The following is a 19,007-nucleotide window of genomic DNA, read 5'->3' on the forward strand; positions in this document are numbered from 1 at the left end:
CCTTGTCGTGAATGGCAAACACCGCATCGGGTGGCGCTGGGAAAAATCTGCAAAAGCCCTTGGACTCTGTAGCGTAGCTTCAGACCGCTACGCCCACGCCCCCAAAGAGCCGCATTGCAAACCTTCCCGTCTGTTATTTATCTGATGCCTTGCAAGCACCGTTTGTCATCCTGTGCGTGCATCGTAGTAGGTACTTTGACGTTTTAATGTCCTTTCGACGACATTCTTGGGAAAACCCTAGAGAGGTGTTTCCCTTGGATTGCCAAATCCACCTCACCAGGACTGGCTCCCACCAAAATCCTATTGACTATGCTTATGGCACTGCCGTAACGTCTTATCGATATCTAAAACCATAGAGACAAGAAAGCCAGTCATGAGCACACCCCGTAACCCTGCTTTGCAACTGATGCTGCAAAGCAAGCGCAAACCCAGCGCGTCAGAATTAGCAGCCATCCCCTGGCTGGCTGGCCTCAAACCAGTCGACCAGCGTCTGGCCCAACAGGCGCTGGAAGTTGGCGACTGCTTGCAAGGCGATCTGGTCTGCATGGCTGGCAAACCCGTGCGCTACTGGATCGGCGTCATTGATGGCCTGCTGAAAATGAGTAACCACCGCGCCGACGGCAGCACCATCAGCTATGCTGGACTGCCAACTGGCAGTTGGTTTGGTGAAGGCACTGTGCTTAAGCGCGAGCACTACCGCTACGACATCACGGCGCTGCGCAACAGCACGGTGGCGGTATTGCCAGTAGACACTTTCCACTCCCTGCTGGATCGCTCGATTGAGTTCAACCGCACCATCATGAACCAGCTCAGCGAACGGGTTGGCCAGTTCATCACCAGCCGCGAAACCGACCGCCTGAACAGCCCTGATTCACGCGTGGCCCGCACCCTCGCGGCTTTGGTCAACCCGATTCTTGCGCCCAGCATCGACAACACATTGCGCATCACCCAGCAAGAGCTGGCCTACTTGGTCGGCTTGTCGCGCCAGCGCGTCAACATGGCCTTGGTCAAACTGGCCCAGCAAGGCCTGATTGGACTGGAGTATGGGGGCTTGCAAGTACTCAAGCGCCACGCATTGGCAGAGTATTAAGTGCTGATCGCCTTGGCTCTCGAGCGATAGTCAACAGGCCTCTCATGACCTGACGCAGGCAAGCCCAATTGTTTTATTGCATTGACCATGTTGGCTGCCGCTTGAGGGTCAACAATCTGCCCCCCTCCCTGGAGCACTGACGCCCCGATGCAAGTTCTGTAGAGCCCACATGGCCGGCCAGAGTGCGGCATCAGCACGGGCGGCTAGGCATTCTGCAGGCCGTAAGAGCCTGTTCAAACTCTCGATGCAGTCGCGCAAGGCACAAAAAAAGAGGCAATACAAGACGCCTGTTGCAGCGCATACGCCTGTATGAGCACAACGGGCAACACAGCCATGCGCTTTGTTGTGCCTTGCCCTTCGGGTTGGAGCCCAAAAGGCACGCTGCCTTGTTAAAAATCCTCGCCGGACAGATAGCCCGACTGCGGTTTTTGCCGCGCATCGTATCCTTTTGGGCTCCAACGCGGTCTGCGTGGAAACTTTGAGCAGACTCTAAGCGCCGCTATGCGGCACAAGACTGGCGCAGCAAATTGCCAGACTCTGACCTCACACAACGACTGGGCGCTTCACAGAATTTCTATAGCACACAATTCGCACACAAAAACCAAAAACAGTCTTTTTAAGACGATTAAAAACGCAGTTATGCACATACATTGAGCATGCAAAGAATGTTGCAATCATCGTGAAGCTGTCATGGCAGTGTCATTCTTGCTTTTAAAAAAAATGCCGTAACCTATTAATTATTAAGCTGTTTTTAAAAAATCAATTTTTTGATTAAAAAATAGGCAACGTAACAAACCCGCCATCCACCAGAGGCGCAAAGTCGCTCATCGGGCTTAATCCCAAAGTTACCCACAAAGTTATCCACATTTTTTGTGCATTACTTCAAAATCATCATAAAAATCATTCACTTATTAAAAGATGCAACATGACACATCACATTTTTGAGCTAAGCGGCATGGCTTCTGCATACGCCTTGCCTGCTTGCATATGAAATGGCGTCTCCTCCATGGGCCATCAAACTGGCTTACCACCACAGTGACAGGCAACTGGTCAACATGGCTGCTGTCCGCAAGGCGCGGGCAATCTATTTGTCGGATTTGGCCCGCACAATGCATCTGGCAGCTAGAATACGCGTTGCTACTGAGCACCTGTCCATTGAGATAACACAGCGAGAATCCATGTCATTCTTTCAACGCCCCCACTACAAGTCTGAAGCCACGCAGTTCTTAGACAAACTCAAGGCCGACCGTCCGTACCTGGAAGCACAGCAACAGGAAGGCCGCAGCTTGCTTTGGGACAAACGCGTCAGCCCACAAGTCTGGGCCGATTACCGCGCTGGCGAAGTGCCGCAAAAACCCTACGTCTACCAAACCAATACCGAAGCCGATCAAAGCTAAGCGGCACTGCGGCAGGCAGGCCATGCGTCTTGCCCGCCGCCATTGGCCATCGCACTTGGGCCAGCCCATTTGCCAATACAAGCAATGGCCTGCGCAATCTGTTTGTTGCGCTGTCACACGAACCTTGAGGCGTGAACGTGTCTGAAGTCCTGGAGCCTGATTTTCAAACCGAGCCCGATGCGGACGCCGTGCGTGAAAACACCATTGCCCACGCAGAGCAAGCCCAAGCTTCAGCCTTGGCGCGCCTGTATGGCGAGCCCTTGTTTGAACTGCCCGCAGACCTGTATATTCCACCCGATGCGTTGGAGATCTTCCTAGAGGCCTTTGAAGGCCCATTGGACTTGCTGCTCTACCTGATTCGCAAGCAGAACTTCAACATCCTTGACATTCCAATGGTGCCGCTGACGCAGCAGTACATGGGCTATGTGCAAGAAATTCGCTCACGCAATCTGGAGTTGGCAGCCGAATACCTGCTGATGGCCGCTATGCTGATTGAGATCAAATCACGCATGCTGCTGCCCCGCCCGCCCGCAGCACAAGAAGCCGAGGAAGAAGACCCCCGCGCCCAATTGGTGCGGCGTTTGCTGGAATACGAAAAAACCAAGATGGCAGCACGCCAGCTTGATATGTTGCCGCAAGACGGCCGCGACTTCTGGACTCCGCAGGCCTTTTTTGATTTGCAACTTGAGCCCGAGCTGCCCAGCGTCTCGCCAGATGACCTACGCCGTGCTTGGCTGGCGATTGTCAAACGCAGCCAGTTGATGGCGCACCACACCATCACGCGTGAAAAGCTGAGCGTGCGCGAATACATGAGCCAGGTATTACGCGATCTCAAAGACCGACCCTATGCGCCCTTTGAAGCCCTCTTCCGCCCAGAGCTGGGCCTGCCCGTGTTGGTAGTGACCTTTATTGCGATGCTGGAGCTGGCCAAGGAGACGCTGATTGAGATCACCCAGGCCGAGGCCTTTGCGCCGATTTATGTGATGGCCTGCCGACAAAGCGATGGCGAGTCCGAGGTGTCGCCTGCAGCAATGGCCACAGCGCAGGCGTAGAGACTGTTTGCCATCTGCACGCCAACCGCGCTGGAGATCTTGAACAGGCTCTTAGACAGAACGGAACCACTTTGGCACAATCAGCATCTGTATATCCATTCACAAGAGTCGCTTCTTTTCCTTCTCGCAACATTGGCTTGCATCACGCTTTAAAGGTGAATTTTTATGGGGCAACGCATCCGTGCCAACGCACAAGGGCTCGAACACAGTCGCCGCTCACGGCCATTGTTTTGGGGACTACTGGCCCTGCTCATTGTGGCCATAGTGGCTGTCGGCTGGTGGGTTTGGCGCTCACCCGAAGATGCCAAGCGTGAACTGCAAAACCTCCAAACCAATGCGCAAGCCTTGATTTCAGGCAGTCAAACGACCCATGCTGCCACTGAAGACGATCAGCTCAATGCAAGCGAGCTGGCTGCCAAGGACCCCACAACACCAGAGCAAGTGCCAGACAATGCCTTGCCGCTAGAGGCCGAAGAGCCGCTCAATCCGATTGAAGCGCCGATCGAACTGGCCAGCAGCCCATTGCCGACACTGGAGAACTCAGATAGCAGCATCAGCAACGCACTCAGTGCCTGGGGTGTGACACAGCAGGCCCGCAGCATGATTCGCAACGAGCAATTCGTGCGCCGCTTTGTGGCGACTGTCGACAACCTTACGAGCGCACGCGCGCCTTCGGCCATGTGGCCAGTCTTCCCCACTGATCCACGTTTCACGGTACAAGAAGGAGAAGGCGGCACCGAAACCCGCATCGCGCAAGCCAATAGCGCGCGCTACAACCTGGCTGTGCAGTTCATGGAAAACCTCAATGTCGACCAAGCCGCCAAGGACTACAAACACTTCTATCCGCTGTTTCAGCAGGCCTATGAAGATTTGGGCTACCCAAACCGGTATTTCAATGACCGTTTGATCGCGGTGATCGACCACTTGCTGCTCGCACCTGAGCCACTCAACCCACATGTCAACCTGATGCCGGTGCGCGGCCAAATCCCGTCCGAACAACCTTGGGTGCGCTACCAGTTTGAAGACCCGCAGCTTGAAGCGCTGTCTGCTGGACAAAAAATCCTGGTGCGCATGGGTCCAGACAATGCGCGCAAGGTCAAGAGCAAATTGCGTGAGCTGCGCAGTGCGATTGCCAGCACCGCAGCCCCCGCTCAAACCACCTTGCAGCGCGGTGAAGTGGTCTCCGGTACACGCTAGCGTATCAGCTCGCCAGCCGTCAGCGTGTCAGCCCCGCGGATGGTGGCTGGCATGCAGGCTTTTGAGGCGCTCGCGCGCAACATGCGTGTAAATCGTCGTCGTCGATATATCGGTATGGCCCAGCAACATTTGCACGGCGCGCAAATCCGCACCGTGGTTGAGCAAATGCGTGGCAAACGCATGGCGTAATGTATGCGGAGACAGGGACTGTGTGATGCCAGCCAATTGCGCGTACTTTTTCACCAAAATCCAGAACATCACCCGGCTCATGCCTTGGCCGCGGGCAGTAACAAAAAAATCATCGCTGATTTGTCCTGCCAAAATAAGCGCCCTCGCCTCTGTGGCGTAGCGAGCGAGCCAGTGCTGGGCCACGGCACCAAACGGCACCAAACGCTCTTTATTGCCCTTGCCATGCGCATGCAATACCCCTTCAGCCATGCGCAGCTGGTAGCTTTTTAAAGTCACCAGCTCACTCACACGCAAGCCACTGGCATACATCAGCTCCAGCATGGCCTTGTCACGCAGGCCCAGCGGCTCTGCCACATCTGGAGCACTCAACAACAGCTCCACCTGGGCTTCTGACATGGTTTTGGGCACACGCAGCGCTTGTTTGGCAGCCAGCATGCGGGCGGTCGGGTCTTGTTGCACCAGACCTTCGCGCAAAGCCCAGCGGTACAAGCGTTTAAACACCGTCAGGCGTCGGTTTGCTGTAGTCGCCTTGGTGTGCGCATGTTGGGCAGCAAAAAATGCGTGCAAAACGCTCTCAGTGACTGCCGCTAGGCTGTGGCCGTGCTCTTGCGTTTGCAGCCAAAGCGCAAACAGTTCCAAGTCTTTGCGATACGCATACAAGGTATTGCGCGAAAGCCCTTCATGCAACCATATATCGTCAATGAAACGATCAATCAGTGCCTGATTCTGCTCGGAAATGCGCATAGTGTGGGGATGTAAAAAGCCGATGCAAAGCATTGCTTCGCATCGGCTATCAAGATGGCCAATGAACGCTCCATCATGCCACGCCAATCGAACACATGCGCAGAACTGAGGCTCGATTATTCCAGTTTGAGGTTTTGCTTTTTCACCACGTCGCTGTAGACCTCAAACTCTTCTTGGATCTGTTTGGCAAATTCGGCTGGCGAATTGGCCACAACGATTGAGCCCGTATCTTCAATGCGCTTGGCCACGGCGGGCTCAGCCAGCACTTTTTTCAACGCGGAATTGAGTTTTTCAACAATGTCTGGCGGCAGGTCTTTAGGCCCCAGAATGCCATAGTAGGCCATGCGGTTGGCGGGCTCCAGACCCACCTCATTGAAAGTGGGCACATCAGAAATCGCCGCCACGCGCTCAGGCGCAGCTACGACGATGGCGCGCAAACGACCACTGGTGATAAATGGCAATGCCGAGGGCAGATTGTCGAACATGATCGGTACCTGGCCTGCGACTGCATCGTTGAGCCCTGGGCCAGCGCCACGGTATGGGATGTGTTGCATGTCCAGATTCACCAACGACTTGAACAACTCTGTCTGCAAGTGGCCAATGCCGCCCGTACCAGACGAGGCGTATGAGTATTTACCTGGGTTGCTAGAGACTTCCTTGACAAACTCTGCGTAGGTTTTTGCTGGGAAGGACGGATGGACCACCACCACGTTGGGGGTCGCAGCCATATTGATCACCGGAGTGAAGTCGGTCAAGGGGTTATAGGTGATCGCAGGATTGATCGCAGGATTAGAAGCCGTCGTCGAAACGGTCGCCACACTCAGGCTATAGCCATCAGGGGCCGCACGTGCCGCTTCCGCTGCGCCAATGACGCCGCCGCCGCCGCCCTTGTTTTCCACCACAATGGCCTGGCCCAGCTCTTTGCCCAGCGGCTCAGAGATGGCCCTGGCAATGATGTCTGTGGTGCCGCCAGCAGCAAAAGGCACGATCAAACGGATCGGTTTATTCGGGTAATTCGACTGAGCCATGGCAGAGCCCATGGCAGTCAAGCCGAGCATTACAGTAGCGGCTGCGGCCAAGCAATTGCGGCGCGAAATATTCATACACAGACCCTCTAAAGTGAACCAAAGTTAACTAAAGCAAACAGGGTATTTTTAATATCAAATATTCATATGCCAAACAGGAATTACCCTTTACCAGAAGTGCCTCGCAGGTTTTTCCGCACACTGACTCGCAGACCTGCAGAGTGGATTTACACCGCTCCGCGGTCTCAGGCCAAGCGATTGTCTGGCATGTTCTGGCTATACCTCAACGTGTTGCGCTTGGGCTAGTTGTTCACGCGCCTCCAGAGGTCAGCAAGCTTGCTCCATGGGCCTTTGGCATTGAAACCAAAGCAGAAATTGTGAGCAGATAAAAAGCATTTTTTGCCATCCTATGCGCTGCTTTGGCAAAGCGACTCCCACACAAAGCGGGCACAGCACCAGTCAATGCCTTATCCGTGTGCAAAGCCGCTGCGTGCACACTTCCATTGCATTTCAGCACAAAATAATTTCCCGCCAAGCCGGCATCCACCTCCGCTAGTCCGATAATCCTTCGCGATCGTAGGTGCTTTAGCCCTCAGGTTAAGCGCTGGCAAAAGACCTTGGCGCATGCCAATGGCAACGCTTGCCGTGTACATCCCAACCAAACCAATCACCTCTGCGTTTGCGGTGATTTCGACAATGACACCATTACTGAGCCCATTTCAATATTTCTGCACCACCAAAGGCAAACTCGCCCTGCTGATCGGCACAGCCCTTGCACTCATAGGTGGCTACTACTCAGCGCCGCATTTGCCGCCAGTACTGGGCTGGGAAAACGGTTTATTAGAAAACACGCAAGTGGTAATTTTGCTATTTGGCGGCTGCTGGGCTTATGCAGAGGCAACAAATACCGGCAGGCAGCCCAATAAGGCATTTTGGTGGGTCATTACTCCCATTTGGTTTGTGATGGCGCTGCGCGAGCTGAGCTGGGGTGCGGTCTTGCTGATGCCCTTGTATATGGACCCGATCACAGGTCCGATCTTCTCTTCCACCCAACAATTGTTCTACAAGCCTTTAGTCTCCCCTGTATTGGTGCTCCTGGTCGTCGGCCAGTTGGCAGCCGCTTTACGCTGGCGACTCGATCGGCTTTTGCCTGTGCTGTGGCGCGCCAATGCCATTCCATTGCTGGAGTTCAGTCTATTCGTCGCCTGTTTTCTAGTGTCCACTGCCGCTGAAGGGCATATGGGCATGCATATCAGCGGCCTGGATGAAGGCAGTGCTCAGCTGCTAGAAGAGTGGGCCGAGCTCTTGGCTTACATTGCATTGTTCATTGGTCAGGCCCGTGTTTTGCTGGCTTTGCGCAAGCACTCTGCGACCAACGCCAGAGTTTAAACACCAAGGCCACCTCGGATTGAGGTGGCCTGATGAAGGGTTCACAGCGCGCGCACGCGCCACTCAAGCAGCCTGCGCAAGATGGCAGCCGAACACCGGCTGACCAGCTTCAAGTTTCAAATTGGTCTACTTCAAATACCTGGCATGGTGGGCGATATGCTCACCGATGAAGCTGGCAATGAAGTAGTAACTATGGTCATAGCCAGGCTGCAAACGCAACTGCAGCGGATGGCCGGTCGCATCTGCTGCGGCTTGCAGCAGCTGCGGCTGCAGCTGCGAGGCCAAAAAATCATCGGCATCGCCTTGGTCAACCAGCAAGGGCAATCGCTCTGCTGCTGTAGCCAGCAACGCAACAGCATCGTGCGCAGCCCAAGCCTGGCGATCATCGCCCAAGTAGGCCGCAAATGCCTTCTGCCCCCAAGGCACTTGCGCCGGTGCGACGATAGGAGAGAACGCCGATACGCTCTGGTACAGACCGGGATGGCGCAACGCCAAAGTCAAGGCCCCATGGCCGCCCATGCTGTGGCCAAAAATACCTTGCTTGCCAGTCACAGAAAAATGCCTGGCGATCAAGGCCGGCAGCTCATGCGCAATATAGTCTTCCATGCGATAGTGCGTTGACCAAGGTGCCTGCGTGGCATTCAGATAAAAACCTGCACCCTGCCCTAAATCATAGGCCTCGTCGTTGGCAACGCCTTCTCCGCGTGGGCTGGTATCCGGTGCCACCAAAATGACCTGGTGCTCGGCAGCAAACTGCTGTGCGCCCGCTTTGGTGATGAAATTTTGCTCGGTGCAAGTCAGGCCCGAAAGCCAGTAGAGCACCGGGCAAGCCTGACCAGCCAGCGCTGCAGGCGGCAAATACACACCCAGCTTCATAGCCACACCCAAGCTGCTGGATGCGTGCTGCCAGACTTCCTGGCGGCCGCCCCAGCTAGCGTGTTGTTCAATTCGCTCCATAGTGTCTCCTTGCGGCCATCAGGCCTGGTATTTGATCACCGAGCGGATGGACTTGCCTTCATGCATCAGATCAAATGCATGGTTGATCTCATCAAGGCCCATCGTGTGGGTCACAAAGGGTGCCAGATCGATCTTGCCTTCCATTGCATCTTCGACCATGCCAGGCAATTGCGTGCGGCCTTTGACACCACCAAAGGCCGTGCCAAGCCAACGGCGACCAGTCACCAGCTGGAAAGGTCGGGTCGAGATTTCCTGACCCGCACCAGCCACACCGATGATCACCGACTGTCCCCAGCCGCGGTGTGCGCATTCGAGCGCGGCGCGCATCACCTGCACATTCCCGATGCATTCAAACGAATGGTCCACGCCCCAGCCGGTCATCTCAACAATGACTTGTTGAATCGGCTTGTCGAAGTCTTTGGGGTTGATACAGTCGGTCGCACCAAAGGTTTTGGCCAATTCAAATTTGGCCGGGTTGGTGTCAATCGCAATGATGCGCCCCGCTTTGGCCTGGCGTGCGCCTTGAATCACAGCCAAACCAATTCCCCCCAAGCCGAACACCGCCACGCTGTCACCCTCTTGCACTTTGGCTGTGTTGTGCACTGCGCCAATGCCAGTCGTGACGCCGCAGCCTAGCAAGCAGACTTGCTCCGGGTTGGCATCGGGGTTGATCTTGGCCAGTGACACTTCGGCAACCACGGTGTACTCACTGAAGGTGGAGCAGCCCATGTAATGGTAGATGGGTTCGCCGTTGTAGGAAAAACGGCTGGTGCCGTCAGGCATCACGCCCTTGCCCTGTGTCGCGCGCACGGCCACACACAGATTGGTTTTGCCAGATTTGCAGAACTCGCATTCACGGCACTCAGCGGTGTAGAGCGGAATAACGTGGTCGCCCGGCTTGACGCTGGTCACGCCCTCACCCACTTCGACCACGACACCAGCACCTTCATGGCCCAGTACCACAGGAAACAGGCCTTCTGGATCTTCACCAGACAGCGTGAATGCATCGGTATGGCAAACGCCCGTGTCGGTAATACGGATCAGGACTTCGCCTTTTTTAGGCGCAGCCACGTCAATTTCCACGATTTGGAGCGGTTGTCCTGGACCAAAGGCCACTGCAGCACGAGATTTCATCATTATTCCTTTGCGTTTATTCAGTCGAGACAAGGGATGAAGGCAGGGCTGCGCGTTGCGCCATCAGGGACCCGCCTATCGTTTTCAAAGGCCATCCAGTAACCACACTGGCATGGGCCTTGGACACTATTTCAGATAGCTTCTGATAATTTTCATCAATTGGTCAATTTCTTCATCAGGTGTCAGCAGACCCTTTTGAGCTGCGCCATCTTGGCGTAAAAATGTTTCACGCAAATGGCTATCGAGCACCTCGGCCATCAAGCCATTGGTTGCGCCACGCAGTGCCGCCAGCTGCTGCAATAAATCATTGCAACTTGAGCCGGCGTCGACAGCACGCTCTAGTGCTTCGGTCTGGCCTTTGATACGGCGCAAACGCGTGATCACGCGCTTTTTATCTTCAGCTGAATGGGGCATGGCTTTGGCTGTGCGTTGAAGGCGATGGAAACGGCATCCAATGATACAGGCAGGGAGTATATCTTAATACCCCCTACCAGTATATTTTATTTGTAGCGCACAGCATGAATGCCTTGCCGCCTGATGGGTCGCGTGCCTGGTTGTGCATGGCCTAGATGCGGCGCAACGGCCTCACCAACGCCCAAGCCCACGTGGGAGCAACGATCCAGCTACAATTTTGGCTGCCAGTTCAAGCGCCGCATGGCTGCGCATTGAAAATGCCAGCGCGCACGTGCCAGCGCGGGCGATCACTCCATCTAACCAACACAGGATCCGCATGAAAATTTGGGGCCGTATCAATTCAAGCAATGTACGCAAGGTGTTGTGGTGCGCCGAAGAGCTTGGGCTTGCTTATGAGCACATCAATGCTGGCGGCGCATTTGGCCTTGTCAATGAGCCAGAGTACCGTGCTATGAATCCCAATGGCCTGATCCCATGCCTGCAGGATGGTGATCTGATTGTGTGGGAGTCCAATGCGATCGTCCGCTACCTCGCCAGACAATACGGCCAGGAGCCGTTTACACCCGTCTCCCCTGCGGATTGGGCACAAGCCGACCAATGGATGGATTGGGCCTCGCTGTCTTTTGCAGGCCCGCTGCGCGATCTGGTTTGGAATATGCTGCGCTGCCCACCTGAGCAACGCAGCGATGCGGAGATCCAGCGCGGCGAGAAAGAATGCGCCCGGCTAATGCAGTTAGCAAATACTGCACTGCAGCACCAAGCCTTTTTATCTGGCAAGCATCTGGGCGTAGGCGATATTCCACTTGGGTGCATTGCTTATGCATGGTTCTCTTTGCCAGTCGAGCGACCTGCCCTTGAGCACTTATCGCGCTGGTACGCCAGCCTGTGCGAGCGCCCCGCTTACCAGAAAGCGGTCATGACGGCCATGACCTGAAGCCAAGCAAACTGCTGTAGCGGCGCTGCTTGCGCAGTGCCGCATCTACCAGCCAACACGGTGTGCCTGCGTGGGGTGGGATTAAACCGCAGCGCCCAGCCACTGCCGCGCCACATGCACCAGATAACTGGCGCCCAGCGGCAAAATGGCGTCGTTGAAGTCGTAGCTGGCGTTGTGTACGAAACAAGGTCCTTGGCCATGGCCTGCTTCGCGGTGCTGGCCATCGCCATTGCCAATGAAGGCGTAGCAGCCAGGAATCTTCTCCAGCATAAATGCAAAGTCTTCCGCAGCCATGATGGGGGCTTGGTCAATCAGCTGCTCAGGTGGCAGCATCTGCGCCAGCACGCCACGCGCAAATGCTGTTTCACGCGGATGGTTGATGGTCGACGGGTAAATGCGGTTGAACTCCAGGCTGCATTGCGCACCATTGGCCAAACCAATCCCTGCAACCACCTCACCCATGCGGCGCTCGACCAAGTCCAACGTGTCTTTGGTATAAGCACGCACAGTGCCGCTCATCAAGCATTCACCTGGAATCACATTGAAAGTATCACCTGCATGGATGGTAGTGATTGACACCACTGCAGCTTCCAGCGGCGCTTTATTGCGGCTGACAACCCCTTGCAGCGCTGGGATCAACTGGCCCGCGACCCAAATCGGATCAACGGCCAAATGCGGCATTGCTGCATGACCGCCTTTGCCTTGGATGCGGATTTTGAACTCGCTATTCGATGCCAATACAGGGCCAGGTGAGAGCGCAAACGTGCCCGCCGCAATGCCTGGCATATTGTGCATGCCGAACACCGCCTCCATCGGGAACTGTTCTTGCAAGCCTTGCTGCAGCATCACTTGGGCGCCACCACCAAACTCTTCGGCCGGCTGGAAAATCACCACCACTGAGCCCGCAAAGTCGCGTGACTGCGCCAGCTCTTGCGCCGCACCCAACAGCATCGTCGTATGGCCATCATGGCCGCAGGCATGCATGCGACCTGGGATGGTGCTCGCATGGGCAAACGCGTTGGTTTCGTGCATTGGCAGCGCATCCATATCGGCGCGCAGCCCAACCATACGCCGAGCCGTACTGGCATCTGTCAGCGCGCCGCGAATCACCCCAACCACGCCCGTACCAGCCAAACCGCGGTGCACCTCAATGCCCCAATCCTGCAATTTCTGCGCAACCACATCGGAGGTGCGATGCTCTTCAAATGCCAGCTCAGGATGGGCATGGAAATCGCGGCGAATCGCCGTCAATTCAGCGTGGCGGGCAATAATGGCATCAATGGGTTTCATGGATTCACTTCTCACAAACATAGTAGACCGCCTGATTCTAGGGTGTAATCAAAGGCGTGCAATCTCAGAACCTATTTGCGATGTTTTCGCAGTCGCGCAAGGCACAAAAAAGAGGCAACGCAGTAATGCGCTTTTTTGAGCCTTGCACTTCGGATTGGAGTCTAAAAGGCACGCTATTTTGTTAAAAATCCTCGCCAGGCAGATAGCCCGACTGCAGTTTTTGCCACACACCGCATCCTTTTGGACTCCAACGCGGTCTGCGAAAAGATCGTAAACAGGTTCTCAGTGCCTTAATCACCGACGCGGTACAAGGCGGCAGCTTCCATGGCCTGTTGATGGATTTCTCTAGGGGGCAGCGCTTTGCGCTTATGGTCACTCCAGACTTGGCGCCAGGCGCGTGCGCCCGAAATGCCATTGCGCAGCCCCAGCATATGGCGCGCCATACTCAGCACAGGTACGCCACGCGCGACCTCGCGCTCCATGTAGGCGACCATGTCCAATTCGACCTCATCACGGCTGCGCGTAAAAGGCGCAGCACCAAAAAAAGTGGCATCCCAGGTCGTCAAATCCCACGGATGGTGGTAGGCCTGGCGCCCCACCATCACGCCATCCACATGTTCGAGTTGCTCGGCAATGTGTGCATTGGTCTGCAAGCCACCGTTGGTGGCAAAAGTCAACGCTGGAAAGTCTTTTTTCAACTGGTGCACCACTGCGTAGCGCAGCGGTGGAATATCGCGGTTTTCTTTGGGACTCAAGCCTTTAAGCCATGCATTGCGCGCATGCACAATGAATGTTTGGCAACCGGCATCGGCCAGCACGCCAACAAAATCACGCACCGGCGCGTAATCCTCGTTCTTATCCAGACCAATGCGGTGCTTGACTGTGACAGCGATATTGCAGGCATCCAACATGGCTTTGACGCCATCAGCAACCAACGCAGGCTCTGCCATCAAACAGGCCCCAAAGCTGCCACGCTGCACGCGCTCACTCGGACAGCCACAATTGATATTGACCTCGTCATAGCCCCATTGCTCAGCCAACTTGGCGCAAGCGGCCAAATCCCTGGGTTCACTGCCACCGAGCTGCAAGGCCAATGGGTGCTCTGCTTCGTCGTAACGCAAAAAACGCTCTGCACCCCCATGCAAAATCGCGCCAACATGGATCATCTCGGTATACAGCCGCGCATGCTGGCTCAACAACCGATGAAAATAACGGCAATGGCGATCCGTCCAGTCCAGCATCGGGGCGACGGACAAGCGCCATGGATTGTAATTACTCATAACTTATTGTTTTTAAACAATATTAAATCTAACAGTCAAAAACTGAACAATTGAAAAACAGGATATAACCGGGTATTTCTGGGTCAAAAGTGCATCAGTGCGCGCATCATATGCACTTTGATGCACCGTTTTTTTGATGGCCGGGTATCAGCTCACAAGCCCTAGAAATGGCAACAATCACAAAGCGCTGCGAGGGCTGGTTTGCGCAAGTGCGCATCAAAAATCCGGCGTTATTATATTTACGGAACCTCTCAAAACCCAACCTAAGCCAAGATGGTTTGAATTGCAACCGTGATCACACCACGCAGCGCTTCTAAGTTCGATCTTTTGGCGTATCCAGGGCGCAGTCGTAAGCTTTAAGTCGTGGGCGATCCACTACCGGGCACCTCTCGTAACCCCTAAAAACGCGAGTTCATCGCCTGCAACTCATTGATTTATTTGATGCGAATTTTTCGAGGTTGGGGTTTTGAGAGGTTCCCTAAGGACTACGAAGAATTTATTGATAAATAAAACATTCTTCATCCGCGTTATGAAGATCCGATCCCAATGGATCCTAATGAACCAGACAGAAAAGCTCCCAAGCCCGCACCACGCGGGCTTTTTCATGTCTGCCTGCACCAATCCGGCTGGCTGCGCAAGAGCGCCCCCTACCAAAGCCCGCATAGACATTGCAGCAACGACTTGTTAAAGTGACCCAAACCCTGACAACGGAGTGCAATATGAAACATCTTTCGAGAATTCTTGCCGCCGTCCTGTTTGCTGGCTCTTTAAGCGCCCAAGCTGCAGTTGTAATAACGATTGACCAGGTTGGCGACGATGTTGTCTTAAAGGGCAGTGGATCAATAGATACAAGAAATGGATTGAGGCGATCCCATTCAACAAACCCGCCTGCAGGTAGTGCCGGAGTGTATCGAATGCGGCCATTAACAGCCTATATAGCAGCCCATTCAAATGAGCTGGCGGTGTATCAGGGCATGGAAGGTCCTAAGACCATTGGGCCAGGCTATATTGGTCCGGGTAGATACACAGTAGCCAATCAATATTCAGGTGGGAACCTAGTTCTCGATCGAACTTTAATTGCCTTTGATGGAAGTGCTGCTCTGCCAATCCTAATTGATTTTTCCATGACTTTTGAGAATCAAACGCTTGAGACGATTGGGATTGATGTGGGTCGATATAAGTGGACTTGGGGCACACCTGAAGACGGGGACTCTTTGACGGTCTGCGCAGGACTTCCCGCTCCTTGCGTTGAAGAAGAGCCAACCACTCCTACTCGCGCAACCCCAGTCCCTACACTTGGCGCATTCGGCCTCATGGGCCTAGCCGGTGTCATCGGAGCTGCTGGCGCAGCAATGACCCGCAGACGCAAACAGTTACCCAATCTATTCAGCCAAGTCACTTTCAAGTGGCTTTTCTTTTGACCTCGATTGGTCCCCCTCCATAAGAACGTGCTCAGAACCTCCACGCCGATCACGAAATAGATGTGTGCATAGCCAACAAACCAAAAAATCACTACGGCTTGTTCATGAATGGCGAAAATTACAGTAGAATTTCGCCTCTATTAAAAGGCGCATTAGCTCAGCTGGTTAGAGCGACGGAATCATAATCCGCAGGTCCCCTGTTCGAATCAGGGATGCGCCACCAAAATCAAAGGGGTTGCGTCTTACGGCGCAGCTCCTTTTTATTTGGATATTCCCTCTCAGAGCCTGTTCTAAGTCTCCACGCAGACCGCGTTGGAGCCCAAAAGGATACGATGCGCAGCAAAAATCGCAGTCGGCCTATCTGCCCGGCGAGGATTTTTAACAAGGCAGCGTGCCTTTTGGGCGCCACCCGAAGGGCAAGGCACAATAAAACGCATGACTGCGTTGCCCGTTGTGCTCATACAGATGGTTCAGCTGCCACAGGCGTCTTGTACTGCCTCTTTTTGTGCCTTGCGAGACTGCGTCGAGACTTTGAACAAGCTCGCAGGAGGCGTCAATTTTATCGGTGCGCAGCACAACCGACAGACACCTTGAGCAGTAGAAGGCCTCCATAGTCCATCTCTATGGTGAAGAAAGCATGTTTCTAAAGACCGACATGGGATTGACCGAGCTGCTCCGTGCCCCAGTGCTCATCGCTGCAGCATTGATTGGGGCAGTTCGCGCCGCTTACGGGCCTATGCAATCATTTGTCCATCTTAGTCGCGCGCTTTCTGACTTGCCTGGCCTTTGCTGCGTTAGGACTATCCACATCAGGCACAGGCATATTGCTGCCTGAACTGCTGTATGTGCTGGTTTGGCTAGTAGATTGCTGTTCATTAGAGTCAGCGCTGCCAGCCAAAAGAGTGGCTGTTTGCAGCAAATTGCGCTGCGCCTGGACCGAACAGCGGCGATAACTATCAATGAGTACTTGTTCTGAAGCAATTTGGGGCTGGGAACTATCGCGTTGACCCGTGAGAATGTAGAGCACATTAGCGCCCAGCTCTGCATACCGCGCAAGTACCTCGGCGCCTGGTAGCGCAGCACCACCCTCCCAGTTGATGACAGATCGTTTTGTTGCATCAAGCCGAGCAGCTGCCGCCTCTTGAGTGAGGCCCAAACGCTTTCGCTCCTCTTGCAGCCGCAAAGAAATTCCCATTTATTTCACCAAAATATATTGCACAAAGCAATAAATTGCACCATAATCAGCCGAACTACAGCCGAGCATCAACTACCACATACAACACACACGCATCAGCCTCGCTAACAATGAGGAGGATTGCATGGCCAACTGGCCAATTGACCGACTAATCGACTCATCGACCAACGATTGCTTGGACACGCCGCCAACGAAGTGAGCAGCAATGGCCTTTAAGCCTGCTTATGCAGCAATCGAACCAAGCCAAACACCTGTGCCTCCCGGCCATTGAGAATGAACCACTACCATGCAACGAACCAAGCCTGCACCAAACCATATTTGAAATAAAAAGTGCTCAAGCGGCCAAGCGAGCCGATACTCGCAATTGCGCAAAGCACATTCTTAAACCAACTCTTCAGTGCAGCCAAGACGATCAGGTCAACGAGATCGCTGGCTAATACTTCGCACTGTCTATTATGCCCAGTGCATGCTCTATTGCGGTGAGTTTATGCAGCTTCGATGCTGATCATCTCACTGTACACGCATGTACATGATGTTGTAAGTGCCACAGGTACAGCTAGCTGCTGCCTACCCGAGCTCTAGCCATGCCCGTGTGCAAACCAAGCCAACACATTCGGCCTTGTGCCACACCTGCAGCCATTGCAGCAGGGTCTCTCAAAGGGAGTTCAATGATTGATATCACGCTATCATCAGGTCTGACAGTTACCGCGCAGGAGGCCCAGATTATTTTTCGTTGCTGCCTATGGGATTTGCTGGACGGTGAGCTGGTCATGAATGGCTGGGTGTGGGCGGCAAATCAATGTGCTGATGGGTTGAATACTCCCACCTATGTGCCCGTGCGCAAAGCCAATGAGCGTGAACTCGCCATCTGGAGCCTGCTATTAGCCACCCAAAGTGGCCATACCAAAAAGCTGAACCATATCACCTGACCACGCACCTGCCATCATCCTGATCGCCGGCACACTGGCAATTGATCCAGGGCAACTCATCCAGACAAGACTCCTAGCAATGACTATCTGGTACGACTAGATCCTACTGTGAATTCATCGGCGAACCGCTTGCACAAGTCAGCATCGCGGCATCTGCGCATGATCCATGCTAACAGGCAACAAGCATGGCGCTCAAGACAAAGCTGCGAGTGGCACATGATTTGGCAGGTGATGTACATGCACGGCTCAATCTGCAGAGGCCTTTCGCTTCTGCAGGCAAGTTAAAGGGAGCTAGCTTAGCGCTGCATTTCTCCGTGCTGACGGCGCCACCACACTGCCTGTCATTGATGGCCGCTTAATCCAGCATCAATCGCGAATTTGACAATACGCGACTCCACTTCTGGATTGAACCTTAAGATNAATTTGACAATACGCGACTCCACTTCTGGATTGAACCTTAAGATTCTCATTGGGGCCCTGATTAAATATCATTATATCCTCCTACACTACAATAGTGTCATCACTAATGAATCAATGCTCTCTCCAGTCTCCAGACTGCTATTAAATCAACCCATTAACTTTTACCTGCGACTGTTTTGCGGTCATTCACGTTAGCAATTTTTCCAATCATTCATTAGACCGTTAATAAAAAATTGCCCTAACATGTCTCGGAAGGGCAATTTAACACACATCTAATTTTGACAATTTTTGAGAATTTAATAATATTTATTTGCCAGCCTAGAAAACTGTCATTTTACCCATATTGCAATTTGAGAAATTATCAATGGCCCGATAGAAAAGAAAAGGCCAGTCATGGGGCTAGCCTTTTTCTTTGAAGCATCACTTCAGTTGGGTTGGTCTATTTTTATAGTCGCGTGTAATTTTAGCCAATTGAACTGAATATGATTCATACCATTTTTTTGGCCTGTTCTTTGAGCCAATAGGTGTTCTGAGTGAAGTTTCCAAGCACGAATGGACTCTTCATTTGGCCAATATGAAAGAGCTACTTCTTGATTGCCTTCGGTAACTGCATGAAAATCAAGGCAGCCAAATTCTGTTAAAGCGAGTTCCCTCATGCGATTCGCTACTTTTGAATATTCTTCATCTAAAATTCGAACTTTTGCACGGAATATAACAACATACATTTTGTGATCCTTTCGGGTCTGGTGTGGATTTATTTTTTGATTGAAAAAGCAATTTAAGAAGTTCTTCTTTCTCCTATGTTTTAATGGTTGATTGCTTCTTTTTTTCCTTCAACTGGCTCAGCCTTTTAACGTTATTCACACCATTCATTATTGGGTTGGAATAGTGCTTGTTTGTAATGTCTGGGGCACCTCTTGTAACCCAGCCTAAATCTGCACGACTCAAAG

17 protein-coding genes and 1 tRNA gene are annotated in these 19,007 nt (G+C 53.4%); 9 read left to right on the forward strand and 9 right to left on the reverse strand.

What is annotated here, in order from left to right; translation table 11 throughout:
- Positions 1-373 precede the first annotated feature (373 nt).
- From E8K88_RS13795 to E8K88_RS13810, 4 genes are all read left to right on the forward strand, one after another.
- On the forward strand, positions 374-1,090 hold the full coding sequence (locus E8K88_RS13795; RefSeq protein ID WP_136407262.1) for a Crp/Fnr family transcriptional regulator: 717 nt from the start codon (positions 374-376) through the stop codon (positions 1,088-1,090).
- A gap of 1,178 nt (positions 1,091-2,268) precedes the next feature.
- Positions 2,269-2,487 (forward strand): DUF3460 family protein, encoded by a 219-nt coding sequence (locus tag E8K88_RS13800; protein WP_136407263.1) that lies wholly within the window; start codon positions 2,269-2,271, stop codon positions 2,485-2,487.
- 188 nt (positions 2,488-2,675) lie between these two features.
- Complete coding sequence (locus E8K88_RS13805) at positions 2,676-3,539, forward strand: segregation and condensation protein A (RefSeq protein ID WP_136407281.1); 864 nt, start codon at positions 2,676-2,678, stop codon at positions 3,537-3,539.
- Positions 3,540-3,704: 165 nt separating this feature from the next.
- Positions 3,705-4,736: a DUF3014 domain-containing protein gene (locus E8K88_RS13810; protein WP_136407264.1), complete on the forward strand. Its 1,032-nt coding sequence runs from the start codon at positions 3,705-3,707 to the stop codon at positions 4,734-4,736.
- Positions 4,737-4,763: 27 nt separating this feature from the next.
- On the opposite strand, the gene xerD is transcribed toward E8K88_RS13810, so the two are convergent.
- Positions 4,764-5,669 (reverse strand): site-specific tyrosine recombinase XerD, encoded by a 906-nt coding sequence (xerD, locus tag E8K88_RS13815; protein WP_136407265.1) that lies wholly within the window; start codon positions 5,667-5,669, stop codon positions 4,764-4,766.
- A gap of 116 nt (positions 5,670-5,785) precedes the next feature.
- Positions 5,786-6,766, reverse strand: a complete 981-nt coding sequence (locus tag E8K88_RS13820; RefSeq protein ID WP_420813579.1) for a tripartite tricarboxylate transporter substrate binding protein BugE — start codon at positions 6,764-6,766, stop codon at positions 5,786-5,788.
- A gap of 558 nt (positions 6,767-7,324) precedes the next feature.
- On the opposite strand from E8K88_RS13820, the gene E8K88_RS13825 reads away from it, so the two are divergent.
- Positions 7,325-8,083 (forward strand): hypothetical protein, encoded by a 759-nt coding sequence (locus E8K88_RS13825; protein WP_136407266.1) that lies wholly within the window; start codon positions 7,325-7,327, stop codon positions 8,081-8,083.
- A gap of 126 nt (positions 8,084-8,209) precedes the next feature.
- Here E8K88_RS13825 and fghA read toward each other — a convergent pair whose 3' ends face one another.
- The 3 genes from fghA to E8K88_RS13840 form a co-directional block, all read right to left on the reverse strand.
- Positions 8,210-9,040 (reverse strand): S-formylglutathione hydrolase, encoded by an 831-nt coding sequence (gene fghA / locus E8K88_RS13830; protein ID WP_136407267.1) that lies wholly within the window; start codon positions 9,038-9,040, stop codon positions 8,210-8,212.
- An 18-nt stretch (positions 9,041-9,058) separates the two neighbouring features.
- On the reverse strand, positions 9,059-10,174 hold the full coding sequence (locus E8K88_RS13835; protein WP_136407283.1) for an S-(hydroxymethyl)glutathione dehydrogenase/class III alcohol dehydrogenase: 1,116 nt from the start codon (positions 10,172-10,174) through the stop codon (positions 9,059-9,061).
- A 126-nt stretch (positions 10,175-10,300) separates the two neighbouring features.
- Complete coding sequence (locus E8K88_RS13840; RefSeq protein ID WP_136407268.1) at positions 10,301-10,588, reverse strand: metal/formaldehyde-sensitive transcriptional repressor; 288 nt, start codon at positions 10,586-10,588, stop codon at positions 10,301-10,303.
- 316 nt (positions 10,589-10,904) lie between these two features.
- Between E8K88_RS13840 and E8K88_RS13845 the strand changes: the two genes are divergently transcribed.
- Complete coding sequence (locus E8K88_RS13845) at positions 10,905-11,522, forward strand: glutathione S-transferase family protein (RefSeq protein ID WP_136407269.1); 618 nt, start codon at positions 10,905-10,907, stop codon at positions 11,520-11,522.
- 81 nt (positions 11,523-11,603) lie between these two features.
- Here the strand turns inward: E8K88_RS13845 and E8K88_RS13850 are convergent, their stop codons facing one another.
- Entirely contained in the window at positions 11,604-12,812 is a 1,209-nt protein-coding gene (locus E8K88_RS13850; RefSeq protein ID WP_136407270.1) for a M20 aminoacylase family protein, read from the reverse strand.
- Between the two features lie 290 nt (positions 12,813-13,102).
- Positions 13,103-14,092 carry a tRNA dihydrouridine(20/20a) synthase DusA gene (gene dusA / locus E8K88_RS13855; protein ID WP_136407271.1) on the reverse strand — a complete coding sequence of 330 codons (990 nt, stop codon included), beginning with the start codon at positions 14,090-14,092 and terminating at the stop codon, positions 13,103-13,105.
- A gap of 719 nt (positions 14,093-14,811) precedes the next feature.
- Between dusA and E8K88_RS13860 the strand changes: the two genes are divergently transcribed.
- Together E8K88_RS13860 and E8K88_RS13865 are read left to right on the forward strand one after the other, a co-directional pair.
- Positions 14,812-15,513: a hypothetical protein gene (locus E8K88_RS13860; RefSeq protein ID WP_136407272.1), complete on the forward strand. Its 702-nt coding sequence runs from the start codon at positions 14,812-14,814 to the stop codon at positions 15,511-15,513.
- A 146-nt stretch (positions 15,514-15,659) separates the two neighbouring features.
- A tRNA-Met gene (locus E8K88_RS13865) sits at positions 15,660-15,736 on the forward strand.
- 519 nt (positions 15,737-16,255) lie between these two features.
- On the opposite strand, the gene E8K88_RS18620 is transcribed toward E8K88_RS13865, so the two are convergent.
- Entirely contained in the window at positions 16,256-16,708 is a 453-nt protein-coding gene (locus E8K88_RS18620) for a helix-turn-helix domain-containing protein (RefSeq protein ID WP_136407273.1), read from the reverse strand.
- Between the two features lie 668 nt (positions 16,709-17,376).
- Here E8K88_RS18620 and E8K88_RS13875 point away from each other — a divergent pair.
- Positions 17,377-17,637: a hypothetical protein gene (locus E8K88_RS13875; protein ID WP_136407274.1), complete on the forward strand. Its 261-nt coding sequence runs from the start codon at positions 17,377-17,379 to the stop codon at positions 17,635-17,637.
- Positions 17,638-18,482: 845 nt separating this feature from the next.
- On the opposite strand, the gene E8K88_RS13880 is transcribed toward E8K88_RS13875, so the two are convergent.
- Complete coding sequence (locus tag E8K88_RS13880) at positions 18,483-18,782, reverse strand: antibiotic biosynthesis monooxygenase family protein (RefSeq protein WP_205880095.1); 300 nt, start codon at positions 18,780-18,782, stop codon at positions 18,483-18,485.
- Positions 18,783-19,007: the final 225 nt, after the last annotated feature.

The sequence above is a fragment of the Lampropedia aestuarii genome (genome assembly GCF_004803635.1).
Classification (GTDB): domain Bacteria; phylum Pseudomonadota; class Gammaproteobacteria; order Burkholderiales; family Burkholderiaceae_C; genus Lampropedia; species Lampropedia aestuarii.